A 12,862-nucleotide genomic window follows, 5' to 3' on the forward strand; every position below is an offset into this window, starting at 1 on the left:
GAGGAGGGAGAGTTTGCGTCGCTTGTCAGGCCCTCATCGCTGGCAAGCCAGCTCCCACAGGGGAATGCGGTCACATGTGGGAGCTGGCTTGCCAGCGATGGCGTCAGACCAGACAAAGCAGATTCAGGAAACAACCGGCTGACTGTGCGGAAACAACAAATCCACAAAGCGTTCAGCCGTGGGTTGCGGCTCATGGTTGGCGAGACCGGCCCGTTCGTTGGCTTCTATAAACACGTAGTCCGGCTGATCCGCCGCCGGCACCATCAGATCGAGGCCGACCATCGGAATGTCCAGCGCCCGCGCCGCCCGCACTGCTGCGTCGACCAGCGTTGGATGCAGAATCGCCGTGACGTCTTCCAGTGTGCCGCCGGTGTGCAGATTTGCCGTGCGTCTTACGAACAAATGCTCGCCGGCCGGCAAGATGCTGCTGTAGTCGTAACCCGCCGCATGCAGCGTGCGCTGGGTTTCATGGTCCAGCGGGATTTTGCTTTCGCCGCCTGTGGCCGCTTGCCGGCGTCGGCTCTGGGCTTCAATCAGCGCACCAATCGAATGCTGACCGTCACCGATCACTTCGGCCGGTCGACGAATGGCTGCCGCCACCACTTCAAAACCGATCACCAGAATCCGCAGATCCAGACCTTCGTGAAAGCTCTCCAACAGCACACGGCTGTCAAACTGCTTCGCTGTTTCGATGGCCTGCTGCACCTCTTCGATGCTCTGCAAATCCACGGCCACCCCCTGACCCTGTTCACCGTCGAGCGGTTTGACCACCACCCGCTGATGCTCATCAAGAAACTCCAGATTGTCGTCAGCGTTGCCTGCCAGCTGCTGCGACGGCAGTTTCAGCCCGGCGGCCTTCAGCACTTTGTGGGTCAGGCTTTTGTCCTGGCACAGGCTCATGCTGATCGCGCTGGTCAGGTCGCTCAGCGATTCGCGGCAGCGTACGCGGCGCCCGCCGTGACTGAGAGTGAACAGCCCGGCGTCGGCGTCATCCACTTGCACATCGATGCCACGCCGATGAGCTTCTTCGACGATGATCCGCGCATACGGATTGAACTGCGCTTCAGGACCCGGGCCGAGAAACAGCGGTTGATTGATGCCGTTCTTGCGCTTGATTGCAAAGGTCGACAGGTTGCGGAAACCGAGTTTGGCGTAGAGGCTTTTCGCTTGGCGGTTGTCGTGCAGTACCGACAGATCCAGGTAGCTCAAGCCGCGACTCATGAAGTGCTCGACCAAGTGTCGCACCAGCACTTCGCCGACTCCGGGCCGCGAGCACTGTGGATCAACTGCCAGGCACCAGAGACTGCTGCCGTTTTCCGGATCGTTGAACGCCTTGCAATGATTCAGGCCCATGACGCTGCCGATCACCGCGCCGCTGTCCTCGTCCTCGGCCAGCCAGTACACCGGGCCGCCCTCATGACGCGGGGTCAGCAGCGCGGCGTCGATCGGCAACATGCCGCGCGCCTGGTACAGCTGATTGATCGCCCGCCAGTCCGCTTCGCTTTGCGCACGACGAATGCGAAAGCCACGAAACACGCGAGTGGCGGGGCGATAGTCGCTGAACCACAGGCGCAGCGTGTCGGACGGGTCGAGGAATAACTGCGTCGGTTCGAGGCCAAGAATCTGCTGCGGCGCGGCGACGTACAGGGCGATATCACGCTCGCCCGGCTGCTCGTTGAGCAGTTCCTGGGCCAATGACGCAGGGTCGGGAAACGTGTGACCGATCAGCAACCGGCCCCAGCCGCAATGCACGGCAATCGGGGCGGTGTTGAGTTCGCTGCCGTCTTCAGCCAGACGCGCCTGTAATCGTTCATACGACGGTGTCTGGCCGCGTAGCAGGCGTTGGTTAATGGCTGTGGCGTGAGGTTTCATCAATCAGATTCCTTGTTCACTGAGCCACAGGTTCAGGGCTGCCAGTTGCCACAGCTTCGAGCCGCGCAATGGGGTCAGTTGGCCTTGCGGATCAGTCAGCAATTTGTCGAGCATGGCCGGGTTGAACAGGCCGCGATCCTGACTTGGATCGAGCAGCAGTTCGCGCACCCAGCTCAACGTGTCACCTTGCAAATGCTTGAGGCCAGGCACCGGGAAATAGCCTTTCTTGCGGTCGATCACTTCACTTGGAATGACTCGTCGCGCAGCTTCCTTCAGTACTTGCTTGCCGCCATCGGGCAGCTTGAACTTGCCTGGCACACGGGCCGAGAGTTCAACCAGTCGATAGTCGAGGAACGGCGTGCGCGCCTCCAGACCCCAGGCCATGGTCATGTTGTCGACACGTTTGACCGGGTCATCGACCAGCATCACCGTGCTGTCCAGGCGCAGGGCTTTGTCCACGGCGGCGTCAGCACCGGGCTGGGCGAAATGTTCTTTGACGAAGTCGCCGGCAGCGTCATTGGCGGTCAGCCATTTCGGTTGCACAGTGGCTGCGTAGTCGTCGTAGCTACGGTCGAAAAATGCATTGCGATACGCCGCATACGGGTCGGCTGCGCCATCCACCTGCGGATACCAGTGGTAACCGGCGAACAACTCATCGGCACCCTGACCGCTCTGCACAACCTTGCAATGCTTGGCCACTTCGCGGGACAGCAGATAGAACGCGATGCAGTCATGACTGACCATCGGTTCGCTCATCGCGCGGAACGCGGCGGGCAGTTGTTCGATGATCTCTTTCTCGTCGATGCGCAGTTGGTGATGCTGGGTGCCGTAGTGCTTGGCGATCAGATCGGAATACTGGAACTCGTCGCCGCGCTCGCCACCGGCATCCTGAAAACCGATAGAGAAGGTCGACAGGTTTTCCACACCGACTTCACGCAGCAGGCCTACGAGCATGCTCGAATCGACGCCGCCGGACAGCAACACACCGACATCCACCGCCGCACGTTGACGAATTGCCACGGCTTCGCGGGTGCTGTCGAGCACGCGGTCGACCCAGTCTTCGAGGTTGAGGTTTTTCTCGTCCTCGTGTGGGCCATAAGGCAGGGTCCACCAGGTTTTCTGCTCGGTGGTGCCGTCGGCTTCAACACGCATCCAGGTCGCTGGCGGCAGTTTCTCGATGCCGGCCAGCAGGGTGCGTGGCGCGGGCACCACGGCGTGGAAATTCAGATAGTGGTTGAGCGCTACCGGATCGAGGATCGGGTTGATGTCGCCACCCTTGAGCAGCGCCGGCAGTGCAGAGGCGAAACGCAAGCGCTGGCCGGTGCGCGACAGGTACAGCGGCTTCACGCCGAGACGGTCACGGGCGATGAACAGACGCTGCGCATCGCGCTCCCAAATGGCGAACGCAAACATGCCGTTGAGTTTGGGCAGCAGTGCTTCGCCCCAAGCGTGATAACCCTTGAGCAATACTTCGGTGTCGCCACCGGAATAGAAGGCATAACCCAGTGCTTCGAGTTCAGCGCGCAGTTCCGGAAAGTTGTAGATCGCGCCGTTGAAGGCCAAGGACAAACCCAGTTGACTGTCGATCATCGGCTGCGCCGAGCCGTCCGACAGGTCCATGATTTTCAGGCGACGATGGCCCAGGGCAATCGGCCCTTGGGCATGGAAACCCCACGCGTCAGGGCCGCGAGGGGCCAGGTGATGGGTGATTCTCTCAATGGCTGCAAGGTCTGCAGGTTGATGATCAAAACGTAACTCGCCAGCTAATCCACACATAAAATCCTTACCGGTTTTTCCGTTGGGGAGGGGGTCAAACGCTACCTCGCCAAAGGGCGGGTACTCAGAAACTGACCCGCCCCGGTATGTGGAGTTTTAGAACGATAAGTTATAAGCATCCCGTTGAGACAAACGGCAGCCACCGCTCGGGCCTGGCGCGTGTGCGATCCTGCTCAGGTCATGGTTTGTGTTCGACGAGTCGCCCGACCTGTGCGGTGGACGCTTATTTAGCCAACTCCCAACCTCGGTACATGACGTACGGGCGATAAGCGCTTTTATTGAATGGGTGGACCACTCGCCAACCCAGGAGGCTTGGCTTCACTTCATAGGCGCTGTCCTTGATCCAGATAAAGTACCTGCTGTTGAAGAGCAGGATCTGCGCTCCGTCTTCATAAGGTTGCCCTGAAGTCTTCAGTCGGCTTGCCACAACGTCTCGTTGCTGGTAACCGGCCAGATCGCGTTTCCATAGAAAAAGGCGTGTGTTTTCACGGTTGCCTACCAGCTCGAACGCGTTGAAGTAATCCGGTAACCGGGTTTGAGCATCGGAGTTTTCTTCGTCTTCGGCAGAAGAGGACGTGGGCTGCTGATTTCGCAACTCCTTCAGCTCCAGCAATTGCAGCAGTCCCTTCTTTTTTTCTTCAACTGTCCATTCTTCTATCCCGGTAAACAATTCGCTTAGCAGAGCATCCACAGGGGACGACCGCAGGCGCATGCGAAAGGAATAAGTGAGTTGTTCGGACACCGGCGGGCGTGGGTGCAAATGACTATTTGCACGCCGATTGGCATGGGTTGGCAGATTGACTTCATTGACGGGAACGGCAATTCGTTTGGTATCGGTTATAAATGTATTCAGGTTCAGGGTGGCAATATGGGCGAACAGGTTTTCGGCCTTCAACTTTGTCAGCGTTACATATTCCCTGCCGGACAAATCGATGGTCTCTACGCTCCGTTCTTTCCTGTCAACTGTGCCGGTATTCTTTGCTTTCTGTAATTCCTTTAGTTCAGCCAGGCAGGCCGCTTGGTCAACAAGGTTCATCCGGGATGCTAAAAATTTTGGCAGAGGTGTGTCGTTTTGCAGTAGGTATTCAAACTTCTGACGAAAATCATCCGGGCTGTTGTACACATAAAAGCCCGGGCCCCTGTCATTGGGGACATATAATATGTACTGGTTTTTCGTCGGGTCGTCTTTGCTCACTATCAGCATGACTGTGTTGGTGTCGTACTTGCCTAAAAGTTGAACGCTGTAAAACAGGATGCGTACTTTTTCAGGGGCGCTACCATTGGCAGTGTCGACTTTTTTATCTGTCAGGTTCTTTAGCGTCGACCAGGTTTCTTCATCGATATCCTTGCTGAAGAATTTGGTGTATGCCGCCAATTTCATGTTGAGCGTGGCCAGTTGCACGGCATCTGCTCGGGCTTGCGCAGTATTGAACTTTTCCTCGATCATTTTCTGGTATTCGTTGCCTAGATCAAGGCTGCGGCTCAGCGCAGAAAATTCCTGGGCGGTGATTTTCTCCTTGGAAATATCGTCATCAGACGCGTCCTGAGGATTGAGCACGATTTCGCTATCACTTGAGTAGTAATCGGCGGCGGCTTCGGTGTCCGTGAAGTTCAACATCGCAGCCTGCAGCAAGGTAATACTGTAATCCGCATCATCCGTGGAAGCTTTCGGTTTGAGCTTGATTTTGTGTTTGGAGGTGACCCAGGCCGGGTATTTAGTTCGCATCATCATGTTGAGCTTTCGCTTGCAGAAGACGCTGGGTGTCTCGAGTGTTGAAAGTGATTGGTCGACAGCGTTCTGAAGAACAAACGCCTCCTCCAGTGCCGCACGATATTCATCAATCTTGCTTTTGTGCGAAGGTCCAAAGTTTTCCAGAGATGTGGCCAGGAAGTTTGCTAAAGGCGTTGTCATGTCCTGAACGGTGATTTTTTCGAAAGCGTTGTTGACGACTTCATGGGCGTGATTGTTATTTGTCGAGTTGTCTGTCGGTGATGTCATGTAGGAAAGCTCATCTATTGGGTGTGGAGCTAGCCTACGGATGTTTCGTGGATAAATATAACTTCAATATTGAATGGTTTTAGGGTGTGTTTGTGCAAGACTTTGAAAGCTTGATATAGATATGTAGTGCACGAGTGTTGTTGTTTTATGCTGCATATGATGTATCTGCGATATATCGTTATTGTCGGGTTGTAATTTGGTTTCAAGTCGATAGGTTTATTGGCTCCAACCAGCAATAAAGGATTATTGCCATGAAAACCGAAACGGAAAACTCCGGCCCGCAGCCGCCTGTTCAGAGCAAAGTTATAGGTGTCTTGCTCGAAGCCACCGGTGATCTGGACAGCGCCGAAGCATTGCAAAAAAGCCTGCCTGACCTATTGCTCAAAGGCTCGGCCACTGCATTGGTCGCACTCGATCAAACCGCCCGCGACCTTTACACCGTTCAGCTCAAGGTCGAAAAGGATTTGCGCCAGCTCAAACCCTTGCATGGTTTCTGTATCAGCGAATTGACCAGCGCACTGAGCAGCAGGTGGCCGGCGGTTTTTGATGTTGAAAAAGATCTGTTTAGTCTGCCGGGGGGCGAATGCGGTTGCTCGCCGACATCGACCGACGACGCGGGTATCGAGACCTACCCGCATATCACTCAGACCTTGCTGCAAGCTGCGATGCAGAGCTTCACCAAGGACGAAGAGACTGACGATTATCCTCCCGGCAGCCAGGTGCGAGTGGTAAGTGCGCCCTCGGGGGTGGCCGGTTTGACGCCGGCGGCGTTTGCAAAATTCTGCCGTGAGCTGGATCTGGGTAAACGTTACCAGGAGCATTTTCAAAAAGTGTTCGGCCTCGTCGACAGCGCAGGCAAGGTGATGGCAACCAGTCCCATGACCCGCGACATCGCTACGATGAAAAAACACCTGTTGCAAATGGACACGCATCTGGCCGTGCTCAGGCAACACATCACCTCGGCAACCTTGCAAACGGTGCAAAGGCTGATTACCGCTGACGGTGTGATATCTGCGAAAACCCTGCATTACAAGAATCGTCCGCTGATCATGCAAGGCATCGAGATACTCGACAGTTGCATCTGGGGCGTCGTGGTGTTTTCCGAGCGTTCGTTCGAGTTGTATCCGGACGAATGGTGCCTGGTGTACATGGCAAACGAGCCCGAGCGCCCGTTGTACGAGTACGCGAGTTTTACCGCGTTCAAGCAGTACCTCACGCAAAAAATGAGCGAGAAAAGCTATCAGCAATACCTGGCCAACAGCCTTGACGAAGATGACAAGGCGGACTTCTTCAAGACGTTGGCCAAGACCGCCGATCTGGGGCACATCAGGCAGTTGTCGATCAGCCTCCCGCTGTTCGAATTCATGGTGCAAAGCCATGTAGGCAAGTTTCAGATCGACGCGCGCAAACTCGCCGTGCCGACGGCTGATATTGACGAAGACGTGCGCAAAAAACGCCTGCTCGATTTTCTCGAACTGGGTGTGACGGTGGCCACGGCTGCGGGTTTTTTCGTTCCCGTTGTCGGGCAGTTGATGATGGGCGTTGCGGTCGGGCAACTGCTGGCGCAGGTGTACGAGGGGGTCGAGGACTGGCAACGGGGCGATCATCAGGCTGCGCTGGCGCACCTGCTCAGCGTCGCGGAAAACATTGCGCTGATGGGCGTCTTTGTCGGGGGGCAGAAGGTGTTGGGGACATTGGCACGAAAATTACGGCGAGCCCATCCGGAGTTTTTCGGCCAGTTCACCGCCATTCTCGATCCGAAGGGTCAGCCGCGATTGTGGAAACCTGCTCTTGAGGCTTACGAGCATCAACTGCCCGCAGGGTTCACGGTGGCGGAGGACGCCGTGGAGCTGTATCAGATTCGCGACAAAAGCGTTGGTCGTGTCGATCACCAGGTACTGTCCGGGGTATTCGACCCGGCCACGAAGCGCTGGCAACTCGAACACCCTGTACGCGCCCAGGCATATGCCCCGTTGCTGGACCAACACCTTGAGGGAGGCTGGCGACTTCCGGCTGAAGATCCCGAACAATGGAACAGCGCACCCTACACCCTCAAACACATCGATCCACGGCTGAGTGAATTCGTCGACAAGGATCTGGACGTGATGCGGCGACTTGGCGGCTGCACCCATGACGAGTTGAACCGCGCCTATATCGATAATCTTGCGTTGTCCCCCCGGTTGCGCGACACCGTGGAACGCATGCGGATCGAGCGGCAACTGGATCAACTGATCCGCGAACTGGAGAACGGCGAGACTCATTCCGGCCAGCCCTTGCCAGAACAACTGCACGACTTGCCGAAACTGCGCAGCTGGCCCACAGATCGTTACATCGAAGTCACCGATGCCGAAGGTGTTGTCAGCGCGACCTATCCGTCCAACGCTCCCCATGACGCTGCGCTGAGTGTGGTGGTCAGCCAGGCACAGCTGCAGGAAGGGCGGCTGCTTGAGACTGTGATCAAGGGGCTGCATCCGAGAGAGGTCGAAACATTGCTCGGAGCCAAGGTCAGCGTCGGGCGCGAGCGAGAGGCATTGGCGCGCAAGCTGGGGGCGAGTTTCAAGGCTGATCGTCGTAGGGTTTTCGACCGCATGTATCAACGCTATGACCAGAGTGATGCTGACGAAGTGGGGAAGTTGCGTCGCGTATTTGCAGACATCCCGGCGCGTTATGCCCAGCGTCTGATTGATCAGGCGTCGAGTGTCGACCGTGTACATTTGCGAACGACCGGGCGGGTGTCTCTGCGCCTGGGAAGAAAAGTCCGCAGTGGCATGGCCGCGGTGCGAGTAGATCGCGCGCTGAGCGGATTCCATGTGCCGCAGGTCGCTAATCCCGACAGTGAAAAACTGGCCATCCAGTTGTTGCCTCGATTGAGTGGCTGGGATGCGGGGCTGCGTCTGACGGTGCGTGACAGGAGATTGACCGGGCCGGTTCTGGAAGCGATCGGCGATGAGTCGGCGCCACTTTTGAATACGTGCACGCTGGTCAAGTCCAGCGCGGGCTATGAAGCGTTCGCCGGCGACGGCAAATCCCTCGGTCGTGTTGCGATAGGCCCCGACAGCCTCTATGCCGCTATCCTCAAGGCACTGCCACCGCGCCAGCGCCTGGGGGCCGGGTTTCCTGACCCTGTAGCCGCCGACAGTGCGCGGCTGCGCGCAAAATTGCTCGATGTCGGGCTGGATGAACGTGAGACCTGCGCGCAGATATTGGCCGACGGCAAGCTTGCGCCGAGGATCATTGAACCTGCCTGCCTTCAGGGCGATCCTGCGCCAGCGACGACGGCTCATCCGCGTGCGTTGCTGCGCAAGGTCAGAAAGCTCTACCCGCTATTCTCTGAGGCGCAGGCCCATACATTTCTCGAGCAACTGGGCGACGACCTGCTGACCCGGGCGACCCGAGTGCGGGCGCTGCGTCGTGACCTGGAGCAACTGCGCGATGTGCTGGAGCTCTGGAGCAATGATCAGGCGGACATTAAGGCGCTGGGCGGCGAGCCGCTTGAGGTGCAGCGCAGCCGTTGGTATACCGCCGAATTGATCGAAGACAGTTTTCGGCGGATCTTTCAGGCGACCGATGAAAGTGGGATATCCCGTTATGTGTTGGGTCTTGACGGGCTTCGTGTTGGGCGATTGCCCGAATTACCCGCCGAGTTGAACTTCGATCATATAAAGAAGCTGTCGCTGCAAAACATGGATCAGGGTGACAACATTACTTCGTTCCTCAAGTCCTTCACCCATGTCGAGTCGCTGGAGCTGGACAGTAACAATCTCTCCCGTTTGCCTGAAGTGCTTTCGCACATGCCCAATCTCCGGCGCTTGAGCCTGGCCAACAACCAGATCAAGTTGACTGAGTACACCTTGGCGAAGTTGAGCTACCTGCGAGATCTGCAAAGCTTGAACCTCAATGGCAACCCGCTGGGGGCAACGCCGAACGTGAGCAATATGTTCGACCTGCATTGCCTGACCCTGCGCGAGACTGGCGCCACCGAATTACCCCTTGGCCTGGCGCGCCTGCCGTCGCTGGAGTGGGTGGATCTGCGTGATAACGCAATCAAGGTTTTGCCCAATTGGTTGTTCAGCACATCGCGACGTTTTAGCAGGGCACTGGATCTGCGAGGTAACCCCCTGTCGTTGAGCAGCCGCACGCATTTGCAGGACTACCGAAATAAGATAGGCATCGGCATGGGTTTTCTGGAGAACGATATAGCGCGTCTGGACGAGCAGCAGGCGCGAGCATTGTGGTTCAACGAGGGCGCGGGTGAAGAATGGGCGCGACGTGACCGGATCTGGTCTGCATTCAATGATGACCCGCGGGCCGAGGGCTTGTTTCATTTAATGGCAGAACTGGGCAATACAGCCGACTCGCAGCGGGTCAATGAAGATATGCAGCGTCGGGTCTGGGAGGTGCTGGAGGCCGCTGAATCCGATGAGGCTCTCGGTGAACAGGTCCTGAGTCTGGCCGCCAACCCGATCAATTGCACTGACAGTGCTGCGGTGAACTTCAGCAATCTCGAAGTTGCCGTGGAGGTGAGTCGCGTGAAGCGGCTGGCGAAGGGGGGGAACAGCGTAAAACCTTTACTTGCTCTTGGCCGGGGCCTGTTTCGGCTGGACAAACTGGATCAGATTGCCCGTGAACATGCGCTCACCCACACGGCTGCCGATCCGCTGGAGGTAACCCTGGCATATCGTATCGGGCTTGCTGAAGAACTGGAGCTCCCGGGCCAGCCGGGGCACATGCTGTTCAGCGGATTGGGCCAGGTAACTGAAGCGGATCTGAGCGTGGCGAAGGACAGGGTGATTACCGCGGAACTGTCTTCGGAATGGCTGACTTTCATGGTGCGCCAGCCGTTCTGGTGCGACTACCTCAAGCGAACAATTCCCCGACAATTCGCCCGCATCGATGAGGTTTTCATGCCGGCCATGGAAAAGCTGTTCGAAAGGGAGAGCAAGCCTTCCTCCGCCGACTACCTGACCCAGATGGACGCGATCAAGCTCAAGCGCGAGCAGGCCGAAGAAGCGTTGCTCAAGCGCCTGACCATCGACGCGATACGCCTGGTGGATCTGGGCATCTGTGCGATGCCCGAGGTGTAACGGTCATTTGCCGCGAATCAGTTGGCGTAACGCAAAACGATTGGGATGACAGGCCTCGGCCACGCTGCGTGGCACCGGCAACGGCTCATTGTCCAGCCACGCGGCGAGCAGCTCACCCGACAGCGGCGCGGTGATCAGCCCGCGCGAGCCGTGGCCGCTGTTGACATACAGACCGTCGAGCCACGGGCAGGCGATGTCCGGCACTTGCCGGGCATCCTTGCTCAGCGCGGCATACGCCTGAGTGAAGGCTTCACGGTCGGCGAGCGGGCCGACAATCGGCAAATAATCCGGACTGGTGCAACGAAAGGCTGCGCGCCCCTCAAGGTCTTCAGCATTGAGTTCGTTGATGGCCAGACGGGCAACCAGATCGCTGGAGATCTCTTCAAGCATCGCCAGATTGCCCAGGTGTTCGGCGGTGGTCGGGGTCAGGTCATCGCTATTGAAATCGAAGCTGGCGCCGAGGGTATGTTCGCCCAGCCGCGCGGGCGCAACGTAGCCTTCGGCGCACACCACGGTGGACAGCGCCTGACTTTGTCCGGTCTGCGCCAAACGGGTGATCTGCCCGCGAATGCGCTTGAGCGGTAACTCGGCGCTTTGGGCGAAACGCTTGATCTCGGCAGCGCCGGCCAGCACCACGACCGGCGCGCTGGCGAGCAAATGGTCACCGTCGAAGGCTTGCCACTGGTCATCGACCCTGCGCAGTTCGACAGCTTCCTGATGGCTGAGCAATTTGATCTTCGGGTGCGTCGCTTGTGCCTGGCACAACGCGGGCGGATGCACCCAACCCCCTTCGGGATAGTACAAGCCGCCATGGGCCAGACCGACACCGGCGCGGGTTTGCGCCTCGGGCTGTTCGAGCCACTGCAACAGATCTTCGGGGAACGCAGCGGCCAATTGCGCGTGGCGTTCGGCTTCCTTGGTGTTGAACGCCAGTTGCAGCACGCCGCAATCGTCCCAGTCGGTGCCGCGTTGCAGTGTTTCAAGCAGGCGTCGGGTGTAGCCGAAACCGCTGACGATCAGTTGCGACAGCGCGGTGCCATGGGCAGACAGTTTCAAATACAGCACGCCCTGCGGATTGCCCGACGCTTCTTGCGCAACGCCAGCATGACGCTCCAGCAAACTCACTTGCCAGCCGCGTGACGCGAGGCTGGCCGCCGTGGCGCAGCCGGCCAGACCTGCGCCGATCACCAAGGCTCGCCGCTCACCGGTCAATGGCCTCGGGCGCGCAAACCAGGGTTTCTCGGCAGCGGGCGGCGCAACGCCTTCGGGCCAGCCGAGGAACTCACCACGCAGGATTTCCCATTTGTGGCCGATGCCCGGCGTGCGCTTCATCTTGAACCCGGCGGCATTGAGCAAGCGCCGCACCCAACCGGTGCTGGTGAAGGTGCTGATGGTCGAGCCGGGCGCCGCCAGACGTGCCAGTTCGGCGAACAGTTCGGCCGTCCACATGTCGGGGTTTCTTGCCGGAGCGAAGCCGTCGAGGAACCACGCATCGACCTGGGCATCGAGCTGCGGCAATTGCTCAAGGGCATCGCCGATCAGCAGTGTCAGTGTGACGCGACCATCGGCCAGCGTGATGCGCTGGAAGCCTTGATGAATGGCCACGTAATGCTTCAATAACTGCTCGGCCAGCGGCTTGAGTTCCGGCCACAGGGCCAGAGCACGGTGCAGATCCGCCGGGCTCAGCGGGTACTTTTCGACACTGACAAAATGCAGCTGTGCACCTGCCACGGCATGCTGTTCGAACACTTGCCAGGCGCAGAGAAAATTCAACCCGGTGCCGAACCCGGTTTCTCCGATAACCAGTCGTCCACCTGCCGGCAGTGCCGCAAAACGCTCAGCCAGACGGTTCTGCTCAAGGAACACATAACGGGTTTCATCGAGCCCCGACTGATCGGAAAAGTACACGTCATCGAAGACACGTGAACGCGGGCGTCCGTTTTCATCCCAGTCGAGTTGGGCGTGGGGCGATACAGGTTTCATGGCAGGCTCGGCAACGACAAGGCGGCCATTCTAGCCGATCAGGCGCAGGGCGCTTGATCCATGGCAATTAGCGTCTTGACGGAATCACGGAAGATCGCGGTCCTCCATAATCAGGAGGTCTGTGTGGCGTGGGAATTTGTGCCCTGTA

The 12,862-nt window shown here is 58.1% G+C and carries 5 protein-coding genes; 1 reads left to right on the forward strand and 4 read right to left on the reverse strand.

Annotated features, from left to right (window positions below):
- Nucleotides 1-123 precede the first annotated feature (123 nt).
- The 3 genes from ngg to JJD74_RS23635 all read right to left on the reverse strand — a co-directional run bounded on the left by ngg (nt 124) and on the right by JJD74_RS23635 (nt 5,647).
- The gene (ngg, locus tag JJD74_RS23625) at nt 124-1,872 is read right to left on the reverse strand and encodes an N-acetylglutaminylglutamine synthetase (RefSeq protein WP_200616944.1); all 1,749 of its coding nucleotides are present in this window, start codon (nt 1,870-1,872) and stop codon (nt 124-126) included.
- 3 nt (nt 1,873-1,875) lie between these two features.
- Nucleotides 1,876-3,648 carry an N-acetylglutaminylglutamine amidotransferase gene (locus JJD74_RS23630; RefSeq protein ID WP_042560385.1) on the reverse strand — a complete coding sequence of 591 codons (1,773 nt, stop codon included), beginning with the start codon at nt 3,646-3,648 and terminating at the stop codon, nt 1,876-1,878.
- 223 nt (nt 3,649-3,871) lie between these two features.
- A complete protein-coding gene (locus JJD74_RS23635) occupies nt 3,872-5,647 on the reverse strand; it encodes a dermonecrotic toxin domain-containing protein (RefSeq protein WP_200616945.1) in 1,776 nt (591 codons plus the stop codon).
- 251 nt (nt 5,648-5,898) lie between these two features.
- Between JJD74_RS23635 and JJD74_RS23640 the strand changes: the two genes are divergently transcribed.
- Nucleotides 5,899-10,731 (forward strand): NEL-type E3 ubiquitin ligase domain-containing protein, encoded by a 4,833-nt coding sequence (locus JJD74_RS23640; protein ID WP_200616946.1) that lies wholly within the window; start codon nt 5,899-5,901, stop codon nt 10,729-10,731.
- Between the two features lie 3 nt (nt 10,732-10,734).
- Here JJD74_RS23640 and mnmC read toward each other — a convergent pair whose 3' ends face one another.
- Nucleotides 10,735-12,714: a bifunctional tRNA (5-methylaminomethyl-2-thiouridine)(34)-methyltransferase MnmD/FAD-dependent 5-carboxymethylaminomethyl-2-thiouridine(34) oxidoreductase MnmC gene (mnmC, locus tag JJD74_RS23645; protein WP_200616947.1), complete on the reverse strand. Its 1,980-nt coding sequence runs from the start codon at nt 12,712-12,714 to the stop codon at nt 10,735-10,737.
- Between the last annotated feature and the right edge of the window lie 148 nt (nt 12,715-12,862).

The organism is Pseudomonas sp. MF6776 (genome assembly GCF_016613125.1).
Classification (GTDB): domain Bacteria; phylum Pseudomonadota; class Gammaproteobacteria; order Pseudomonadales; family Pseudomonadaceae; genus Aquipseudomonas; species Aquipseudomonas iridis.

What these genes read in the sequence shown, in the direction of transcription:
- ngg (WP_200616944.1), bottom strand. Translation starts at nt 1,872, where the DNA reads ATGAAACCTCACGCCACAGCCATTAACCAACGCCTGCTACGCGGCCAG.
- JJD74_RS23630 (WP_042560385.1), bottom strand. Translation starts at nt 3,648, where the DNA reads ATGTGTGGATTAGCTGGCGAGTTACGTTTTGATCATCAACCTGCAGAC.
- JJD74_RS23635 (WP_200616945.1), bottom strand. Translation starts at nt 5,647, where the DNA reads ATGACATCACCGACAGACAACTCGACAAATAACAATCACGCCCATGAA.
- JJD74_RS23640 (WP_200616946.1), top strand. Translation starts at nt 5,899, where the DNA reads ATGAAAACCGAAACGGAAAACTCCGGCCCGCAGCCGCCTGTTCAGAGC.
- mnmC (WP_200616947.1), bottom strand. Translation starts at nt 12,714, where the DNA reads ATGAAACCTGTATCGCCCCACGCCCAACTCGACTGGGATGAAAACGGA.